Below are 20,765 nucleotides of genomic sequence, written 5' to 3' on the forward strand. Positions count from 1 at the left end.
ATCGATTGGCGATACTCACGACTTTCGCCTGTGCTAGACTACTTTTATAGATTAACACATTATTTATTACAATACAAGACTAAGAGAAAATAAAAAGTCGTCCTAAAAGGACGAGGCTTGTATCCCTAGTTCTCGGTCAATCGTAATCGTGCCAATCTTATACTATTTCTGGATCAGAAATGGGTGAACGGCACAATATTACATTACTACTTCTTCGATCAGCCAAGGGAGTGGGCAACTACTGAGACTGAAAAAAATGTTGTACGGAAAGCCTTTGATGTCTGGAAGCAGGTGGGTATTGGACTGGAATTCAAGGAAGTGAACTTACCAGACGAGGCAGAAATCCGGATTGGCTTCCTGCGCGGAGATGGTGCTTGGTCTTATATTGGCAGGGATATTCTAACTATCGGGCGGGATGAACGAACCATGAACTTTGGTTGGGATTTAACCCGCTATCCTGGGGAAATTGACACCGCTATCCATGAGATTGGTCATACCCTAGGATTCCCTCACGAACACCAAAACCCTAATGCTGGTATTGTTTGGGATGAACAAGCCGTTTACGCCGAACTCGCAGCACCTCCTAATAATTGGGATCAGGAAACCACCTATTACAATATCATTCGTAAAATTAACCCGGATACAGTGCAAGGGTCAAACTGGGACCCCGACTCAATTATGCACTATCCCTTTGGCGCGGGTTTAATTCAAGCACCACCAAAATATCGGAATGGTTTAACTCCAGCACCGGGGTTATCTGAGCGGGATCAAACTTGGATCAAGACGTTTTACCCACTGTTAGGAGAGAAGGATTATACCGAACTTAAACCCTTCCAATCGGTTCCCTTAACCATCGCACCTGGGGAACAGATGAATTTCCGTATCCAACCCGAAGCGACGCGATCCTATACAATCCGCACCTTTGGCGTATCAGACACGGTGATGGTTCTGTTTGAAGAGGTTAATGGTGAACTCCGTTATCTTACCGGGGATGACGATAGTGGCGAGGACTATAATGCCGAGATTCAGGTCAAGTTATTCCGGGGGATGCGCTATGTGTTACGTATCCGCCTCTACTATAGCGATCGCGCGGGAGAAACAGCCGTGATGATGTGGTAAGATAGCCTGTTTGGCATTTAAACCATAATGTTAGAAACTGCGAAATCCTTGTGGTGCAACCATCTTGGTCACTGCCCATTCGCAATTTAAATGCATAACAGCTTAGTCCCCCACTAAATTCCTTAGTGGGGGTTGCACTATTTCTACGGTTCAAAACCATATATTCTTTTTGTAGTACATTTGCACTGGTAGAGCTTCAGTTTAAAGATTGTGTGAAGATTAAGTTCTAGTTTATAAATTTTCAGTAAAAATTGTTGACAAAAGTTTACAAAATAAATACATTTTGTAGGTAACATCAATTGCTTAATTCATCAAAAATACAAAAAAAAGGATGTCACCGGATGATTAGATGCTCTGCACTTTTTTTATCAGCTTCTATGATTGTTTTCAGTGGTGGCTCAGCTCTGGGTGTCACATTAGTTGGGTCAGAACTTAGCCTTCGTACTGAAGCACAATTATCCCCAACAAGTCAACTATTTGTAACTTCATTTCCCGCGTCTACGATTGTAAGTGAATCAACTGTGGAGTTCCCTAACGTCGAGAGCTTGTTCGATCCAACGGTGGGTGTTCCTCCAGGATTTGCTAATTCTCTCGTAAATATTTCTATCAATGCAGGTGCAGATTATCTAGACATCGGTTTTGATAAGGCGGGATTTGGAAGATATGCAACAGGATTCAAGAATACCTATGTGTTCACATTCAGTGCGCCCATAGCCTTACAAATTAAAGATGTGTTGATAGACCCACAAACTACGCTGGGCTTAACATCTGATCGAGTCACATTTGACGGAAGCGAACTGTTCGTCAATGTCCAAGGACTAAGCTACAATTCAAGTTCATTTGCTCGCTTAAACTTAGATGTCATCGAAACTCCTGAACCAAATCCTACTACAGTCCCCGAGCCTGCTACCATCTTTGGTTTAGTTACAGTCCTAGGTTGTGGAGCCTTACTCAAACGAGAGTCTTCCAGCAAGCAGAAGAAAAGCTAGCCTCGACCTTTCTCCCTCCTGGAGACCCTCGCTTTCAGCGAAGGGAGGAAAGGAGGGGCAGCACTTAGAAGGCATACGAATATCCGTCCTTCTTGTGAATATGTGTGCAGTATTTATGACTAATACCCTGAATTAACCCATCAGGCGTTGAGATATTGAAACTTCCAGTGGCGCGAGTGGCTACTCGACCAACATAAGTTCCAATCTTTTTCCCAGAAGTGACTTCAGCTTTTACGATATCACCTGTCTGAAAACCTTTGTGGAATTTGGTTCTGGAACAATAACGAACCGGAAACCCAAACTTATCAGTACGGCATTGCTGACGGGTTCCGTGACCTTTGGCAGCAATTAACAAAGGTTTAACCCCTGTTGTGATTAACCGCTCTGGAGTTGAGGCACCAACACAGGCAGCATCCCAATAGTGAGTTTTTTCTAAGCCTCGGATGGTGCGGTTATATTTGGTACGTCCACCCGTACCCACCTCAACAGGTAAACCTGTTTTCTTGAGGTTTTCGTACAGATTCCATCGGGTTATGTTAACTGCTGCTGTATCAGCCAAAGGTCTTTTAGCTTGAGACAGGATGCGCTTGAGCAGGTCAGGTTTACCCTTGAGAAAGTCCTTGATGTCCTGGTTGCTCTTTTTCTGGTTGCAAGGAACGCAGGCTAGACACAGATTACTGACCCTGTTAGAGCCACCCTTCGACCGAGGTTCAATATGCTCAATCTCAAGCTTGGTATCCTTTGCGCCACAGTAGGCACAGGTTCTATCCCATTTCTCTAAGAGAAACTCGCGTATCTCGTAACCTGCCAACGTGCCTTGTTGGTAGCCAACTCCGCTAATATCAGCGTCCTCCATCTGTTGAGTGTCAAACCTGACCAATTCTTGAGAGATGGCGGTGATTTGACACAGTGACGACAGACGCTTAACCCAAGTCAGGATGTTGGCGACTCGACTATTAAGAGACGGTGGTAGCCATCCTTTGGGACGGGTGCGATTAAGGAAGCGTGGCTTACGATACCTGGTTTTGCGGTTATGTCGTGAACGTCGTAACTGGCGACGAGAGGTTAGAGCCTCCCGAATCTGAAATCCGCGATGCTGCAACTGGGCAGCCCAAATGACTTCGCCTGTGCTGTCGTTAACTAATGCCAGCCCCGTGGTCTTAGCGCCTGGGTCAATCTTTACGCGAAGTGGTTCAATTTTAGAGTTTAGTACCTCCTTATGAAGTATTACCGTGAAGGGATACTGACGGAAAACGGCAGCTTTTCCCTGAGATAACAACATTCTTGCCCTACCCGGATGAATAGGATTGAGGGGCTGTTTGTTGGTGTCTAGAACGAAAACTTTGCTCACGAGTGAGCCTCCTTTCGGGTAATGTTAGCTTCGACAAAGTTTAAGGTCGGTACTACCTCAAAAGCACTGCCTCCCAAATGGCTGTTTAACTTTTGAGTTCTAGGGCTTGAGACTAGCTACACATCCCAAGGTAGGAACTTTAACACTTGCCTTAAACGTAGGTATTACTACCTAAGTCTGGTCAACTAGGGCTGTATTTCAAGCCCTCGCTTTTAGCGATGGGTTGTTGACCTCCCTCTATACCACTAACTCCGGTGCACGACGTCGGGGGATTTCGTAAGTTAAGAAATCATACGCCAACTTGGTCTTCGGAAAAATTGCTTGTGCTTCCGCTAGCAAATCCTCTAACTCAATGTCATTTCCGGGTGCATAACGAGGGCTAAAATGGGTCATAATTAACCGCTTAACTCCAGCGCTTAACGCCACTTGTGCCGCCATCGTTGAGGTGGAATGCAACCGTTCAAATGCCAATTGAGAATCGTGATGAGCAAACGTCGCTTCATGAATCAACACATCAGCATCCTGGGCAAGTTCTACCGCTCCATCACAATAGACTGTATCCGTACAGTAAACAAATTTACGCCCAACTTCCGGTTCCCCACACAAGTCTTTGCCCTGAATTTTACGTCCATCAGTTAGGGTGACGGTTTCTCCCTGCTTAAGTTTGCCATAAATAGGTCCTGGTGGAATCTTCAATGCCTTCGCTTTTTCCACATCAAACCGTCCGGGACGATCTTTTTCAACAATGCGATATCCAAAGGCAGTCACACGATGCTTGAGCGTCCCACAGATTACCCTATATTCCTCATCCTCGTAAATAATACCGGGGCTAACGGTGTGTACCTGAGTTGGGAATGAAAAACGGGTATGAGAGTATTTGCCGCAAGCTTTTAGGTAATCATTAAGACCGGGCGGACCATAAATATCAACTCGATCAACATTACCCGCTAAACCACAGCTAGCCAGTAGTCCCATTAAGCCAAAGATATGGTCACCGTGCAAATGGGTGATAAAAATGCGGCGAAGCTGACTGGTTTTGATTTCACTGCGTAAAAGCTGATGCTGAGTGCCTTCACCACAGTCAAACAGCCAAAACTCTGCCCGTTGAGGGAGACGCAGTGCCACACTAGACACATTGCGCGATCGCGTTGGTACTCCGGAACTGGTTCCTAAAAACGTAATTTGCACAGGCTTGACCCTTGAACCTTGGTCTTTTGAGAGAGACTCCCCTATTTATGTTACAGTTTTGCTGCGCCATTAATGGCACGACTCAAGGTAGACCCCAGAACAACACCCAACAGCAGATCCATCGCCGCATATTTGCCGATAAAACGTCGATCACCTATCACCCGCACCATAATCAGTGCAGTTCCATAGATAACCGCTGCCCGTAATCCCATCTGCCACACATTGAGCGTTTGGGCTTCTAGCCCAAATGCCCAACTAATTGTATCCCCAACTGTCTGAATCATCTTAATCCGTTATGAAAGACCTATGCAAGTCTAGGCAGAGTTACTCATATCTGGGCTTGCCGCTTACTTCCTGCTTCACTCTGGCGGTGTCGGCACTCAACCAGTCCACAGGCACTTCCCCACCTAACTGGCGGCTATTTCCAAATTAATGGAGGCGTTAAAATCTCTGTCGATCTCCAGTCCGCAATTATCGCACTGGAAAACTCGCTTTGATAAAGGCATTTCATCCTTTTCGGTGTGGCATCTTGAGCAGGTTTTGGTTGAAGGATACCATCGGTCTACTACAACCAAGGTTGACCCATACAATTGACACTTGTACTCCAATTGACGTTTGAACTCATGAAAGCCCATATCCTGAATAGCTTTTGCCAATTTGTGATTAGCCATCATGCCGGATACATTGAGGTTTTCTATTCCTATTCGGCTGTGGTTTTGGGCTAAATAGGACGTGAGCTTGTGCAATGTGTCTTTTCTGATGTTGGCTATCTTTCGGTGCAAACGGGCTATCTTGACTTGGGCTTTTCTCCAGTTGGCTGAACCGATTTGCTTGTGGCGGTTCAACCATTGCAAACGAGAGAGTTTTTTCTCATACTTCCGATAAGCTTTTGCTCCCTCCACTACAATCCCGGTAGACAGCACGGCTAAGGCTTTTATGCCTAAATCTACTCCCACTACAGGGTAGAGTTTGGGGCGATTGATTGGCTCATATTCCAGCTTAAAACTGATGAACCATCGGTCAGCCGCTCTGGATATGGTGACGGATTTGGGCTGAAACTGAACAGGTAACCGTTCATACGTCCTCAACCAACCAATGACCGGAACTCTAATTTTAAAATGGTCAAGTTTAATTAACCCATCCAGGGTGAAGCTGTTGTGCTTTCCTTTGCGCTTAAACCGAGGAGGTTTCTTGCTTTTCTTAAATGCATCTTTCCAAGCTTGAGCCAATTGTCTAAGCGCATACTGAGGAGCGCATTTGCTCACCTCATAATACCAAGGGCAGATAGGTTTAACCAGTGCTACCAGCCACTTGTGTAAATCAATCCCAGTGGGGAACTTGATTTTATCCTCTGGATTATCCCGGTTGTGTAAGAGTATCTGCTTGGTCAAACTCAAGCCCCAATTCCAGGCATGACGAGAAGCGCCAGCGTGTTTGGCTAATGCCGTTCGCTGCTTGTTATTCAAATTCAATTCAGTCTTAAACCCTAAAAGCATGATTTGGTAAGACTTAAATGGTGTATGATAACCAGTATACCGCTATGGAGGGGAAATAACAATGCCATTCAAGAAAAATCACCCATGGAGAGCCAAAAAGATGCTGGATAAGCCGCTAGACAAAAGTCCTATTTGCTTTAAGGGGTATGAAGGGCAAAAAGACAAACTGAAGTCCGTCCCTGACTGGCAAGAGCGAATGAGGCAATTTGTAGATGAGATGATATCTGAGCAAAATGCATAGGCTTGCTCAGATGTGCATAGATATTAGATTACAGCTACTTACCCTGACTTTAACTTGACGGTTCAGATCCGATCAGCAGCACCGTAATCATGCCCGCTAAGATAATTAACCCAACATTAATCGCCAGCAACTCTAAGCCACCAACACCTCGAAGCGGATCATGAGACATAAACGCGATCGCAGCCGCCGCTGCAGCGGGAACTAATGCTAAAGCAGCAACCGTTCCCACCAATGTATCGACTTTCTGCTTTACTAAAGCAATTGTCCCAGACACACCTGCAGCCAAAGCCACCACAACACTGTACCAACCAGGTTCTACCCGTTCTTCCAATAGGGGTTTATCCAGAAGATTGTCATGAGAGGGTAAAATCGTGCTGGTATTGAAAACCCATACAGTTCCCATAGCTAAAATTGTCGCTACAAATAGTCCAACTAGAGCAACAGTGAAACCGCGTAACGCCAGCCGGGGTTGACCTGCAACTAAGGCAAACGCGATCAACGATAACGGTAGAAACGCTGGTGCAATAATCATCGAACCAATCAGAATTGGAATCGAATTAGTCAGCAAGGCAATGGCTGACAAAATGCCAGACATGCCCATTAATACTAAATAAGACGGGGAAAGCATGACCTCTTGTGAGAGTTGCTGGAGAATCTTGGGTTCAACCAGAGGTTGCTCTTGAGTGGGAATTAATTCGCTGGGTTTGTCAATCATTTTGAAAAGAACAGGGAACACAGAACCGGGAATAGGACTCTAGGCAATAGGAAATGGGACGGGCGAGATTTCCTCGACAGGAGATTATACCGTTGGGATCGCCTCGCACTAGCCGATGAGCAAGAAACATGTTAAAAATATGCCTGTCAATCTTTTTACGGGATGTAATGGTAGCAACAGAAAAATTTATTGGGCGGATTGCAGGATTCGAGTATCGGGAGCGCCATAATCTAGCTACTGCCAATGTTGGCAATTCAATCTCTGTTAATTATGAAACCGAGAATAGTCTTCGTGTGAGGAAGTTTTACAGATGACATCTAGACGTTTTCCCTTCATTATGGTAAAGATGCTTAGGATAATGAGTTGCTCTCTTAGGCGTCATTGGTGGCTCTCTTTTTTATTGTGGATGATCTTAGTAGGTCCGGCCCAAGCCGTAACGGAATTGCGGGTGGCGATTGAAGAGGGAGTCAGTCGCGTTAAGGTGGGAAGTTCAACTAAAGCGATTGTTCGCGATAGCGCCGGTCAGCCTGTGGGAGAACTCGCGCCCATGAATGGCTTTAATGCTCAATCTGGAGGAAGTCGAGTTAGTTTGGGTAGCTGGAGTTCAGGATCGCTGTGGATTGAACCAACTGAGGATGGTATGGTTTGGATAGGCGATCGCTGGTATCGGGGACGGACTCAATTAGTGGCGACAGGTGGGCGATTAACGGTGGTTAATCACGTTGACTTCGAGCAATATCTCTACAGCGTTATCGGCTCAGAAATGAGTCCGAGTTGGCCCCAAGAAGCCCTAAAAGCTCAAGCTGTTGCAGCTCGTACCTACGCCCTCTATAAACGAGCTGAATCAGGGAATAGCATCTACGATGTCGGTGATACGGTCAAGTGGCAAGTTTACAAAGGACTGCAAAGTGAAGCCGAAAGCACTCACGCCGCCGTCAATGCCACAGCCGGACAGATCATGACTTACGGGGGTAATGTAATTCTAGCCGTTTTCCATTCCTCTTCGGGTGGACATACAGAAAATGTAGAAGATATTTGGAGTCAACCTCTAGCATACCTACGAGGGGTTCCCGATTATGATGTGGGAGCGCCTGTCTTTCAGTGGACTCAAACCTTTTCGGGTGGCGAATTGGGACGCCGGATTGGTGGGGTTGGGCGTGTCACATCTATGACACCAGAACGCACGACTCCTCATGGGCGGATTGTGACCATGGTAGTAAAAGGAACGGGCGGTAGTCAGCGGGTTAGTGGCAATGATATGCGTAAGGCGCTGGGACTGAAAAGTACACTGTTTACAGTGAGTAATATGGGTGGCAGTTTTCAAGTCAGTGGTCGCGGGTACGGTCATGGATTAGGTTTAAGTCAATGGGGAGCGCATAATTTAGCGCAACAGGGTGTTAACTATCAACAGATTTTGAATCACTATTATCAACAGGCAACTATTTCTCAGGTTCCGTAACTCAAGAAAAAGTACCGCAAAAAGGGGAAAGATTAAGATGATTTCCCCTTTTTGGGTGGGGATGTATAGCGAGTAACGAGTAGGTTGGGAAAACGCAAGGAAACCCAACGATTATTAATTTTTTGGGCTTGTAATTCAGCTTCGATGGGGGAAATCAACCAGTTATATAATTGTTACGCGGACTGTTTATAGGGACGAGGAATGCGAACATCAGTGACAGCGCGACGTAATTATTGAACTTGTTGCAGAACTTTTTATCGGGTTGTGCCACATCAGCGGAGTGCGGTGATCATTGAGTCTTTTCTCATTTTATTTAATAGTCAAAGGCATTACAATCGCACTCAAACCAAATCCATGCGATCGCGTCTTTTTTCTGGTATTATTTTACCTTATGAAAATGTGTCCGCCTGTAGGGGCGCACCGATGGTGCGCCCTCTTACAAAGGTGCACCCAACGTTTGAGCCAAATCCTCCTGTACCAACCGTTCCCCCACCTGAAAGGCTTCCCCCCCATCCAAAAAAATCGCCGCCACATTCTCCTGCTCATTAAACACCTTAGTATGACGCTGCAACCGTTCCACATCCCCCGGTGACAGAATAAACCCATCCTGCGCCAACCGAATCGCCCCCGCCATCACCTGTTGACGGTTCATCGTACCATACTCAGATAATGCCCTATCCAAACCCGCCACGGTTCCCGGAACCCCTACCGCCAGATATCCCTGGGTACTTAACTTAGTCTTCACCTCCCCGGAACCATCCAAAAACATAGCCGCCGACGCCGCCAGGGGTGCAGTTTCCCGGAAATTCAGAAACACCTCTTCCCCTGAAGCCAGGTGAATCACTCCTAACCCACCCCCGCCATGTCTCTACTTGGAAACTGATCTGTTCTTGGTTAAAGCCAGCTAAATTAAACGTATTATTGTAGACCTCAAAGGAAGTATCAAAAATTGTGACAAAAAAAACAAACCCAGTCGAGTAAGACTGGGTTGTTGTCACCCCAACTGTTTTCTTTGAAGGCAATAAGAGTGTTAACTTCTTCCTTCCACCAACATTTTAAGCTTCAAGAGTTCACGCTCAATCTGTTCAATTTGTTCCAGTAATACCTGTTGTTGATTGGGTGGAGTTGGTTGTACAGATTCTCCTAGCTCGAACGTTGCCAATATTGGACGATGGTCACTGGTTGTTTGATCATCGGGACAATACGCATCTGATGGATCGCCATAGAGGATTACAGAAGATGCTGACCAATTTTTGGCTTCACCTGCCACAAACACAAAATCTAGAACACCATTATATCGATTTGAGCAAATTGTCGCTATTAACTTCTCAGGCTTGACCCAGGTAAACACGTCATCGGCTGTGAGGAAGTCCCAGCCTTCATCGTGAACCCCCGATATCACATCCCAATCGAAATTGTAGTCCCCGGCGGCAATAATCGGTAATTCTTGAGAACGTCCCCACTCATTGAGAAGCCGTGCTTGTTCATGACGAGAACTTTCCGAAGTTCGGTAAAGGTGATTGACCACAAACAGAAACTCTTCTCCCGTGGGTTTGAACCGGAACTGAGCGACCAGGGGCGCTCTCACCCGACCACCTATATTTATATCATCGAGTTCATAATGCTTGACCTCTTCCAACAGATTGCTGTTGTAGGCAATAGCCAAGCGATCGCCTCTACCCGTGCGGCCCAGAATCGTTTGAAAATCAGCATTTTCCCCTTCTTCCGTCCCCTGTTCCAGATCCGTTAGCCAGGTTTCGTTCTGAACTTCAGAAAATCCCCAGATATCAATATCTTCCAATGGAGCAATGTGCTTACGCGCAATGACCGATGGCACAGCATCCCCTGACTCGACATTGAATGAAGCCACCTTTAACTCACTGGCATTGGCACAGAGATTGCCTCCCAACAGAAAAATACTGCCAGCCAAAAAGATGGTCAAGAAAAATTTGACCGAAGTAAGCTGTTTCATGAAACCTCCAGCATTCGTCTTTAGGTGAGATTGTTAAATCAATCCATTAATATTCACACCAAAACAGCTTACAAGAATAAAGGTGTCCTTGTTCGATTGGCTCTCCCGTACTTGTGGTGGAAAACCCTATATTAGTGATAGCTTCCCTAAAAACATTGTTTTGAAAGCCTTGCCCCACAAAGTTTCCAAGAATAATCAGGTTTGCTTATCACCCTAGGTACGGGAGAGCCAGTCTTAAGAAAATCTTAAATATACATGGGTACAATTTGAGGAGGCTAAAGTGCTAAAATGCTTACTCAGCAAGGGTTCAGTTCCATGTAGTACATCTGTTCGGTGAAACTTCAGCTTAGACCTGCCGCGCAATTAATCGGGCAAACAGCCCCTCCTGATTAGCCAAGTCATCATAATTTCCCACCTGCACAACCTGCCCAGACTCAATCACATAAATTCGGTTAGCATTGCGAATGGTACTCAGTCGGTGAGCAATCACCACTCGTGTCACCTGCAACTTATCCAAACTTTCACTCACGATCGCCTGAGTGCGATTATCCAAAGCGCTAGTCGCCTCATCAAAGAGTAAAATTGAAGGTTTTAACACGAGCGATCGCGCAATCAAAAGCCGCTGTCGTTGTCCCCCGGAAATATTACTACCCCCCTCACTAATCACCGTGTGCATTCCCATCGGCATAGATTCAATATCCTCTGCTAACCCAGCCATCCGAGCGGCTTCCCAAGCCTCATCCATCGTAATCAAGGCACCGGCGGAGATATTCTCAAACATAGAAGCTGACATAATTCGACCATTTTGCATCACCACCCCAAGCTGGCGGCGCACGGCATAAATATCCAGCCCTGCCAAATCCTGACCATCATAAGAAACCGTTCCCGACACAGGAGTTTCAAACCCCAGCAGCATCCTCAACACCGTCGATTTGCCACTTCCAGAAGGTCCAACGAAGGCAATAAATTCTCCTGGGTTGGCGTAGAGACTAACATCCTGCAAAATCAGGGGTCCATCATCTCGGTAGCGAAACGTAACCCGCTCTAGTGCCAGTTTGCCCGAAAGTCTGCCCGGATCGGCTGAATTGGGATTAAGTTCAGGCGTCGCTTTCAGAATTGGCTCCGCCCGCTTCCACAGCGTCACCACATCCAAAACATCAATCAGGGTATTACTCAAATCACCAGCCCCGTTAATAAAAGTGCCAAAGGCTAAATTGAATGCCAGGAAACTCCCGATCGATAGCACCGTTCCTCCAGAAGCCTGAGCTTTGCTATTCAAGGTGACAACCAGCCAGAACAATACAGCCGAACTGATAGTCGGCAGCAATGTATTGAACAGTTGCACAATATCTTCAAGTTGCTGGTTAATGAGTACGAGTTTTTGTTGTTTGCTGTACTGTTTACTCCAGTAAGCGAAAGCCCGTTCCTCGGCACCAGCGACTTTGAGTTTAGCCACCCCGCCAATCAGCTGTACCATGATGCCAAATATATCTGCTTTCAGTTCTTGCAAGGGACGTGATTGACGCAGAGTTAAAATACCGAAAATAGTCGTGAAGGCAATAGCAACAATAGCCACACCAACCGCCAGCAAAGCCAATTTAGCACTATAGTAAAACAACAGCCCCAAGTTGAATAAGGAAAAGAAACTGGTAAAAATAGTCCGCAGGGTGCTGCCGCTAAGCTTGCTGCGGATTTCACCGATCGCAGAGACACGGGATTCTAGATCGCCGATTGAATATTGGCGAAAGAAAGGCACACTTAGTTTGAGCAGACGATCCCATACAGCTGATTGGGTGGAAGCATCTGCAATCGTTTCCATTCTCATCATCGCAAAGCCTCTAGCCAACTCAAACGCGGCTGAACCAAAGGCCGCGGCTAAGGGTGCCAAACAGATTTGCCCCAATAAACCAATCTGAGCATTAGGGATAGCCTCTTCGATCATGATTCCAGTCGCCCAAGGCGTAATCATTCCCAGCAAGGTAGAGGCAATCCCCACCAACAAAATTATCAGTAAATCTTTAGTCGCCCCTTTAAATCCGAATTTGGCAATGTCTAGGCTTTTAAGCGGTTTAGCAGGGAGGGGTCGATAAAACATATAGGCAACGGGATCTAGGGTTGCCGCCACCTCGGCATCGATGGCAGTCCGCACCATGTCTTGCGGGTTAAACAATTCGTAGCCATTCTTGGCTCTGAGCAAGGCGACAGGGTGCTTATCTCCAAGGGTGTAGGCAAGCACCGGACCACTATCGTCTGTCCACCAATGGTCTACGAGCAGCACCTGCCGCATCCGGATTTGGGACGCACGAGCGATGGCTTCTAGCTCGTTAACTCGTTGCAAATCTTCCGACGGACGCGGAGGATTAATCGTAACACCCAAGGCACGACCAACGGCACCGACTGCCACAAGCAACTCCGTTCCTCCCGCAATAGAACTTATCTCCTGGGGTTTGAGTACAGAGGCTAATTCCCGATTAGCATCCCGTAACATCTGTCGGTTGAGGCGTTCCCTCATCCGAAACCGCTGTAATTCTTCCCGCATTTCCTGCTCAAGGGTTAGTTGAATGTAGCGGAAAAAATAGTCATGAAGATGACTCAGACTTAAGAGCAGAGTCTCTAAATCTCGGATATAGTCAAGGTTCACCGTGTCTAGTTCAGCTGTGTCTGTTGCCTCTAGCCATACGGTGTCACTCAACGGTAACCATAACGATTGAGAATCGCTGTTGAGGTCTAGTTGTGGATTGCCGATCAAACTCACTATTCCTGCGATCACTCGAACCCAAATAAAAGCATCCCGCTTTGGCTTTAGCTTTTGTCCCTTACTCAGGGTTAAGTGTTGAATTCCCTCCGTTTCCAAGGAAATCACTGGGGGGGAGCCATTGGATAACCAGCGACCTAATTGATGAATCCACCCCTCGACTAGCCGTCCGATTTCAGACGGGCAATCAGCGAATTGTTGCTCAAGGTGAGTTTGAGAAACGTGGCGTAATACCGTCTCTTCCACCGCTACAGCGAGGAGGCAGCGTTGCTGATCTGAGGCTACCCCTGTGCTATCCAAATCTACACGCACACCAAAAACCGCTTCTGTGGGTTTAGCCGTGAACAGATAGCGACGCGACGTGAGACTATGGTTCTGTTTAAGAGTAACGGCAAAAAGTGCGATCGCTCCCGACTCGATGATCCAAACTGTCTGTGGGTCATCCAATAGCAAGGTTTGGTTACGCTTTAATCGATGTAGCTGTTCCGGCGCACTCTTGGTGTTTTCTATCGCTTGCATGATAACTAATTCTCCTTCCAATACTGTTCGCAGCCAGAAGCGAAAATTTAATTTCTGCTCTCCAGACGTTCCACGCCTTACGTCTCTACAACCCCAGCTCCCCCTGCTCCCCCCGCTCCCCCAGCTCCCCCTCACTTTTAAGTAAGCGGGCGTACACCCCAGGTTGCTGGGACAGGGTTTCGTGAGTTCCCCGCTGCACCACCTTTCCCTGCTCGAAGACGACGATTTCATCACAATCTCGGATAGTGCTCAGTCGGTGGGCGACGATAATACAGCTACATCCCCGACGACGCAGGTTTTGATCGATAATTTCTTCGGACTCTGTATCTAGAGCACTGGTGGCTTCATCCATGACTAAGATTGAGGGGTTGTTCACTAATGCTCTAGCAATTTCCAGACGTTGTCGCTGCCCTCCACTTAAGTTTGTCGCGCCTTCTGCCAAATGTGCCTCTAAGCCTCCGGAGATAGAAAAAATAACATCGTCAATTGCCGCATCTTCGCAAGCTTGGATAATTTTGCTGGTCGGAATTGTACTATCCCATAAGGTTAAATTGTCCCGAATCTTTCCGGCAAACAGAAAGATATCCTGCTCAACCATGGCGACTGAATTAGTCAGGATATGGCGGGGAATTTGGGCTCTGGGTTGACCATCAAAGTAGATTTCACCTTGCCAAGGTTCGTAGAGTCCACAGACTAATTTGGCAAGGGTTGATTTACCCGAACCGCTGCCACCGACTAGGGCGACTCGCTGCCCCGGTTGCAGTGAGAGATTAAAGTTTTGAATTAAGGGTTCAGCTACACGACTGTATCCAAAGGTAATATCTTTTAACTCGACATATCCTTCCAAACGAGGCGAAGCAAGTAGAGGGGCTCTAGAGGCAGAGTCAGGGTGAGCATCACCATCGCTGTCTTGACCGACTTGTCCCTCGTCTCCCCATCTCCCCCTCTCTTCCGTCGGGTTTTGCAAGACATCATCTAAACGGTTCAAGTCCCCTTCGAGTTCTTGAAGGGTGCTGCCAAAGTTGACGAGATTGTTAACGGGATCTAAGAAACTTTGTAATAAGCTTTGGAAGGCGACTAAATCCCCGATGCTGAGATTTCCCTCGATAACTTGAAAACCGCCGACTAGCAAAATCATCACGTCGGCGACAGCAGAGAGAAATGACGGCAGTACTCCTAGGGTTTGGTTAGTAACACCCAAATCTTTTTGCACGTTAATCGCTTGGGCATAATAACCCGCCCACTTGGAAAAGAAATCTGACTCTAAACCCGAGGCTTTGAGCGTTTCCATGCTCTGGAGTCCAGAAATAGAAACCCCGGCGACTTTGCCATGGGCTTGGGTGAGTTGCATATTGGCATCTTTGCGTTGGCGGGATACTAACTGCAATGTGAAGATATTGATCGCAGCAAACATAACCCCAATCAGGGTGAGTGGGATGTTATAGAAGAACATGACTAAGACATAAATCACCGCCATCACCAGATCAATGATGGTGGCAGTCAGCCGTCCAGAAATGACATCGGCAACTTCGTCATTGAGACTGACGCGATCGCTAATTTCTCCAGCAAATCGTTGAGCGTAAAAACTTACGGGTAAGTGGAGAATATGCCACAGGAATTTGCCGGACATTTCCACGCCCAGTTTGATTTTCATCCGTCGCAAAAATTGCAGTTGCAGCCACTTTAAGAGTCCTCGCAGTAAGGCGGTGAGTGCCATTCCCAGTAGTAGGGGTCGCAGCCAATCTGACATCCCTTCCACTAAAATTTGATCCACGAATATTTTGGTGAATACAGGAATGGCGAGCTGAGGCAGCACCAGTAGGAATCCCGCTATGACACAGTAGGTCAATACTGGAATAGAGCCAAGTAAGCGATCGCGCAGGGAATTGACAATACTCGGTTTGCGACCTCCTTTTTGAAAGCCCTCGTCTGGTTCCATCACCAGCACGACTCCAGTGTAGGCTTCGTCAAACTCCTGAAACGATACGCTTCTCGGTCCAGTTCCAGGGTCATTGAGGTAAACACGCCCCTTGACAAATCCCTCAACCACTAGAAAGTGGTTGAAGTTCCAAAACACAATATAGGGAGGGATTAGCTCCATAACGCTATCTAGCTGCTTTTTAAACCCTTTGGCTTTGAGTCCGTAATTTCTGGCAGCCTTCAACATATTGGATGCCTTACTACCATCGCGAGAGACGCCACACTCCCGTCGCAGTTCTGCTAAGGGTACAATCTTGCCATAGTAACCTAAAATAATCCCTAAAGCAGCTGCCCCACACTCCACTGCCTCCATCTGCAGGAGGGTTGGGGTTTTGACTCGGCTAGATGCTTTACGTTTAAATAATGGTGGTAGCTTTAATTTGGTCATTGGTCATTGGTTAGTGGTCATTGGTTTGGACGAAAGACCAAAATCTAAATAGATTAGCTCAGCCCAAAAAACGACCTCAAGAAAGGCAAGACAAACGTGATCGGAGGTACTTCTTCTACTGTGGCTCTAACGGTGGTTGTGATTCCCGACGTCATTTTTATTGGCGGACCTTTGGAAGAAGACCAGGCATAGCCGCTAAACGTTGAGGAATCCGGCTTGAGTTGGGCAACCACTTCTATCTGTGGGACTTGGGTCACCAGACTCTCCACCACTTGTGCATTTCCCACACTCACAGCTACACCCTCTTTGGTAATCGGGAACGCTGATACATCGGTTACAGTCCCCTTAATGCCGCCAAAACGTTCTCGCTTGACTGTAGTCGGTGTAACTTGAACTTCAACCGTTTTACCCAAGGCTTTAAGATCTTTCATTCTCTGTTCAATTTTCTTGCCATCCTGAACAGCAAAGAACGTGACAGCCACTAACTCTTTAGATTGCCTCTGTGCTTCTATAGATCCCAGACGAGAACCTGCACTGAGAACCTGTCCATTTGTGGCTGTGAGTTCTAAGACAAGTCCGGCGTAGGAACTTCTAATCTCGCTGTTTTCTTCTAATTGCAGTTCTAGCTTAGCGATTTCCCGCTTCACTTCCTGAATTTGATTTTGCCTAGACGTTAAAGATTCCAGGTTCTGCTGTTTCAGATTGGGTATTTTGCTGTCCAAATCTCGTAGCTGGGCTCTGAGTTCTGATAGGACATTCAGGTTGTCTCGGTAGTTCTTTTGTGCCTCAGCCTCCCGCCCGTCGAGTTCTTTTAGCTGGGCTTGAAGTTCAGAGATACTATTGAGGTTATCTCGAAAGTTCTTTTCAGCTTCAGTTTGTCTGGCTTCCAGTTCTCTCAATCGAGCTTTTAAGTTACCGATGTTGGCTTCGTTGTTCAGGTACTCTTGTTCCGCTTGCAGAACCACATCCTCTGTAATGATTGAACCTTTGATCGGATTTCCATTTTTATCTAAGATCGGATTTCCATTGGTATCCGTGGCTAGTCTGTTAAATAAATCTTTACGAACGTCCCACCGTCTATTCAGCGCAATACGGGATTTTTCCGCATTTTCCAATTGACTTTCAATCGCTTCCCGTTCAGCTTTGAGTGCTTCTCGACCTTGATCCCGCAGGGTAGGAGTCAGCGCTTCAGTGTTATAGATGCGTTCCAGGATACTCTGGCGTTGCTGCTGGATCGATGAGGTAATTCTCTGTTGGAGAATCGGAGTGAGCGCTTCAATGTTGCGAATGCGTTCTTGGATGCTTTGGCGCTGCTGTTCAATGGTTCTGAGTTCCAGTTTTGTTCGTTCACTTTGAAGCTGGTTAACTCCCTGATTCTGCTGTTGTAACTCTTTGAGTTTTTCTTTTTGTTGCTGCAACTGTTTTTGAATTTCAGGTAGCTCAACTGTGGCAATTACATCGTCGGCATTGACCCGATCTCCCACTTTCACTTTCAATTCTTTAATCTGTCCAGAGCTAGTGGACTGCACATCCACAACTTGGCGAGGATAGATGAGTACTCCCTGACCGCTAGCTGTGATCGGAATTCGTCCCACAATACTCCAAATGAAGGCTATACCGACCAAAGAACCCAGTGTTGCTAAAGGCAGCCAGTCTTTGGGACTGACAACTTTCATGAGTTGGTCTAGACGTTCTGGGGACGATAAACGTTCTAATGATTCTTGCCTAAATAAAGTTTTTTGGTCTACCATTGAATCAAGCCTATTTGTGTGTTCATTGAACTGGCATCAATCGTTCATTATTGGTAACAGAAAAGGGAAACTTTCCATGAGTATTTAACTCGTTCTAATGCGACTCAGCATCCATTGAAATCGGTTTCCCGCCAGTGACATCTGATCCATGACACTGATGTCTAATTCATCTTCATATTCAATATTTTCATCAAGCAATTGACCGGTGCTGTAGGTGCGTCTGCCATAACCGATGCGAGTAATCAGCGATCGCAATCTATCGGATAATAGGGCTGCGATCGCGCGATAAAATCGCGCCGCAAACCTGACATCCTGCTCGAGTTTGACCTTCAATTGCTGTCGCTTAATTGACAACACTAAGGAATTATCTAGGGCTTGGATCGTATTGGGAGCTGTTCCTGACCCGACAACGGCTGTTTCTCCGACAATTTCCCCCTTCGATACTCTGGCTACCTCTCTTTGCGTCGTTTCCCTTAACCCCAAAGTGGCAAAGGCAAGGGTGAGAGGATTACTGTCTCCTTCAGCCACCGAAACCTTCATTTTTCCGTTTAAGATAATATACAGCGCATCTACAGGTTTCCCTTCTTGGATGAGTGTCCTGCCAGCCGGAATTTCTTCAGTGCGACCCATGGCAATGATCCAATCTAGGTCGCTATCGCTAAATTCCCCAAACACAAATAAAACTTCCTTCAGTGACTGACTCTGACTAATCTTGCCATGACCTAACTGATTAGAGATGTCCTGGAGTCTGTCGGAAAGCATAATCGCCACAATGCGATAAAAATGGGCGGCAAACTCTATATCTTCTTTAATTTTTGTCGATAGTTGCTGGTGAGAAATTGACAACAATAGAGATTTTTCAATCGCCCTAATTGTCGTAATCGGTGGGCGAGTGTCCAGTAATAATTCCTCTCCAGCTATTTCGCCACTCGATAATTTGGCAACCTCTCGTCCTGAAACCTCGTTCCCTTCTAAGAGAGCAAAGGCGCCGGCAAGGAGGTTGCCTTCTCCTGGAGATTGGGAGACCGTCATTGTTAAACTGCCATCCAGTAGGATGTACAATTTATCAATTGTTTTCCCAGGTTCAATAATTATACTACCGGGTGTAACTTCTTGTTGCTGACCTGTCGCAATCATCCAATCGATGTCGCTACTACTCAGTTCACTCAGTAATAATTGTGCCATCATCTAAATTTCCTGTATTTTGCTAAAGATGGACAGATAGGGCGTTGTGGGAGAATCGTCCAGACGTAGCCTGCTATGTCTGGAACTGTGCCATAAAAGCAGTACATAAAAATGATTCAGAAAGCCAATATTTCTAATCGTCGGTTTCCCACTTAAATTTGACGAGTGAAGGACAAGTCAAAGATGCAGAAATTAAACAAATCCAGCTACATAGGAATTAAACCTTAAAGTGTCTTTAATCATAAAACAGATGAGGGATTAACTAATTGATATATCTTTCGACTGTAATTGACGTATTTTTCGTTTTTTATCAGTTGAAAGCCTCAGAAAGATATGTAGAGACGCGCCATGGCACGTCTGGACACATCATTTATGTAGAGACGCGCCATGGCACGTCTGGACACATCATTTATGTAGAGACGCGCCATGGCGCGTCTGGAACAATGGTGCCGAAAGTCCTAATCGATGTGTCTACTGCTATATCTACTGCATCACAAGCCAATTCTTCCAACGTTAAGCAACACAGAGTAGTTAGCATCGCGGCGGGATTGATAGGTTTGAGAAGCTGACGCTCGAAAGCTTCCAGGTTTCTAGCGGCGGAAACGACTAAGGATTGCAAAATTTTGAAGCTTCCCAGTGAGAGGCTACCTCGATAGTTTTGCAGCCTACCCCCCTGTCGATAATTGGGAAATGACTCCAACCCCATAAAGCGCAAAAACCAATCAGCGCGATAGTAACCTATAGCGGCGACAATTCCTCTATAATCGGCAATTAATTCGTCGAGCGGGTTGTTTCGCATCGAGTTAAACAGGCGGCGGGTGAAGTAGTGGGTGCATTCATGTTCCAGCCGAATGACGAGGGAGAGTCTTAGCCACTCAGCTACGTTTACTCCTATATCCTGAGCGGATACATCGCTGTATGGTCCTTGGCTTAAAATCATAAACCTATCCTGATACAATTCTTTTTGGGGAATCAGCCGTTTAAACTCAGCCATCCAACTGGCTTCGGAGGTGTGCTCAGGATGGTTTGCTTCCCATTTTTGCCGATATTGGCGAATTCTGTCCCAGTTATTAAACCCAGCCACCATACAAGCTCCCATAGAAGCAGGAACGGGTTTCGGTTCATTTTTTGTTGTCAGGGCTTGCACCAAAAGCACGAAATCTTCCCGATTTCCGGCAATCAGAACGGGTATAGTTCCCGCTAGACTTTGATGTATGATTAATTGTAATCGTTCCGGTTGGGTTAAGACTAATCCTGTCGCTTCAGCCATACTATCAACCGGAACACCTCGGCGAGTAGCCCCTCGATATGCCTCGGTTTGGCTAATTCCTGCTTGGATAGGAAACTGCAACTGTATCAGTCTTTTTTTCAGAGTTTCAAACGTTCCCCTTTCTGTAGCTTCGGCTCGATAATTTTCCCAGGTAGCAACATGAGGTTCAGGTGCAAGGGGAAAGCTTATAGGTGGTTCTAAATTTGCTGTATTAAAAACATTTTCGTTATACGCAAGTAATTCTTCAGTGTCCGAGTCATTGGCACCATAAGCTTTGAGTATTCTAATTCTCAATTCCTGTCTTTCCATTAAAAGTACTTCCTTGCTTTTGAGAATTTAACCGGAGCATGTCACCCTGGTAGATTTGCTTCGTAGTGAGGGCTTCAG

Annotated in this window: 15 protein-coding genes and 1 pseudogene; 4 read left to right on the forward strand and 12 right to left on the reverse strand. The window is 46.3% G+C overall.

Annotated elements, in window-relative coordinates; genetic code table 11:
- Positions 1–183: 183 nt before the first annotated feature.
- Positions 184–1,119, forward strand: a complete 936-nt coding sequence (locus RIM23_RS08200) for a matrixin family metalloprotease (protein ID WP_446366083.1) — start codon at positions 184–186, stop codon at positions 1,117–1,119.
- A gap of 299 nt (positions 1,120–1,418) precedes the next feature.
- The gene (locus RIM23_RS08205) at positions 1,419–2,108 is read left to right on the forward strand and encodes a PEP-CTERM sorting domain-containing protein (protein ID WP_446366085.1); all 690 of its coding nucleotides are present in this window, start codon (positions 1,419–1,421) and stop codon (positions 2,106–2,108) included.
- 64 nt (positions 2,109–2,172) lie between these two features.
- Here RIM23_RS08205 and iscB read toward each other — a convergent pair whose 3' ends face one another.
- The 4 genes from iscB to RIM23_RS08225 all read right to left on the reverse strand — a co-directional run bounded on the left by iscB (position 2,173) and on the right by RIM23_RS08225 (position 6,143).
- Positions 2,173–3,459 carry an RNA-guided endonuclease IscB gene (iscB, locus tag RIM23_RS08210; RefSeq protein ID WP_446366087.1) on the reverse strand — a complete coding sequence of 429 codons (1,287 nt, stop codon included), beginning with the start codon at positions 3,457–3,459 and terminating at the stop codon, positions 2,173–2,175.
- Between the two features lie 237 nt (positions 3,460–3,696).
- Positions 3,697–4,647 (reverse strand): ribonuclease Z, encoded by a 951-nt coding sequence (locus tag RIM23_RS08215; protein WP_446366089.1) that lies wholly within the window; start codon positions 4,645–4,647, stop codon positions 3,697–3,699.
- 50 nt (positions 4,648–4,697) lie between these two features.
- On the reverse strand, positions 4,698–4,931 hold the full coding sequence (locus RIM23_RS08220; protein ID WP_446366091.1) for a hypothetical protein: 234 nt from the start codon (positions 4,929–4,931) through the stop codon (positions 4,698–4,700).
- A 123-nt stretch (positions 4,932–5,054) separates the two neighbouring features.
- Positions 5,055–6,143, reverse strand: a complete 1,089-nt coding sequence (locus RIM23_RS08225) for an RNA-guided endonuclease InsQ/TnpB family protein (protein WP_446366093.1) — start codon at positions 6,141–6,143, stop codon at positions 5,055–5,057.
- A 61-nt stretch (positions 6,144–6,204) separates the two neighbouring features.
- Here RIM23_RS08225 and RIM23_RS08230 point away from each other — a divergent pair, with 61 nt between their 5' ends.
- Positions 6,205–6,384, forward strand: coding sequence for a hypothetical protein (locus RIM23_RS08230; RefSeq protein ID WP_446366095.1), 180 nt, complete (start codon positions 6,205–6,207; stop codon positions 6,382–6,384).
- Positions 6,385–6,433: 49 nt separating this feature from the next.
- Here the strand turns inward: RIM23_RS08230 and RIM23_RS08235 are convergent, their stop codons facing one another.
- Positions 6,434–7,099: a DUF389 domain-containing protein gene (locus tag RIM23_RS08235; RefSeq protein ID WP_446366097.1), complete on the reverse strand. Its 666-nt coding sequence runs from the start codon at positions 7,097–7,099 to the stop codon at positions 6,434–6,436.
- Between the two features lie 310 nt (positions 7,100–7,409).
- On the opposite strand from RIM23_RS08235, the gene RIM23_RS08240 reads away from it, so the two are divergent.
- Positions 7,410–8,558 (forward strand): SpoIID/LytB domain-containing protein, encoded by a 1,149-nt coding sequence (locus tag RIM23_RS08240; protein WP_446366099.1) that lies wholly within the window; start codon positions 7,410–7,412, stop codon positions 8,556–8,558.
- Positions 8,559–8,994: 436 nt separating this feature from the next.
- On the opposite strand, the pseudogene RIM23_RS08245 reads toward RIM23_RS08240, so the two are convergent.
- The 7 genes and pseudogenes from RIM23_RS08245 to RIM23_RS08275 form a co-directional block, all read right to left on the reverse strand.
- Positions 8,995–9,408: pseudogene (locus tag RIM23_RS08245) on the reverse strand (gamma-glutamyltransferase); the annotation flags it as partial.
- 180 nt (positions 9,409–9,588) lie between these two features.
- Positions 9,589–10,530 carry an endonuclease/exonuclease/phosphatase family protein gene (locus tag RIM23_RS08250; RefSeq protein WP_446366101.1) on the reverse strand — a complete coding sequence of 314 codons (942 nt, stop codon included), beginning with the start codon at positions 10,528–10,530 and terminating at the stop codon, positions 9,589–9,591.
- 346 nt (positions 10,531–10,876) lie between these two features.
- Positions 10,877–13,804 carry an NHLP bacteriocin export ABC transporter permease/ATPase subunit gene (locus tag RIM23_RS08255; RefSeq protein ID WP_446366103.1) on the reverse strand — a complete coding sequence of 976 codons (2,928 nt, stop codon included), beginning with the start codon at positions 13,802–13,804 and terminating at the stop codon, positions 10,877–10,879.
- 85 nt (positions 13,805–13,889) lie between these two features.
- The gene (locus tag RIM23_RS08260; protein ID WP_446366105.1) at positions 13,890–16,172 is read right to left on the reverse strand and encodes an NHLP family bacteriocin export ABC transporter peptidase/permease/ATPase subunit; all 2,283 of its coding nucleotides are present in this window, start codon (positions 16,170–16,172) and stop codon (positions 13,890–13,892) included.
- 53 nt (positions 16,173–16,225) lie between these two features.
- On the reverse strand, positions 16,226–17,923 hold the full coding sequence (locus RIM23_RS08265) for an NHLP bacteriocin system secretion protein (protein WP_446366107.1): 1,698 nt from the start codon (positions 17,921–17,923) through the stop codon (positions 16,226–16,228).
- Positions 17,924–18,007: 84 nt separating this feature from the next.
- Complete coding sequence (locus tag RIM23_RS08270) at positions 18,008–19,111, reverse strand: cyclic nucleotide-binding domain-containing protein (RefSeq protein ID WP_446366109.1); 1,104 nt, start codon at positions 19,109–19,111, stop codon at positions 18,008–18,010.
- A gap of 406 nt (positions 19,112–19,517) precedes the next feature.
- Positions 19,518–20,687, reverse strand: coding sequence for a DUF7005 family protein (locus RIM23_RS08275; RefSeq protein ID WP_446366111.1), 1,170 nt, complete (start codon positions 20,685–20,687; stop codon positions 19,518–19,520).
- Positions 20,688–20,765 lie beyond the last annotated feature (78 nt).

It is taken from the genome of Coleofasciculus sp. G3-WIS-01 (genome assembly GCF_040223135.1).
Lineage (GTDB): Bacteria > Cyanobacteriota > Cyanobacteriia > Cyanobacteriales > Coleofasciculaceae > Coleofasciculus.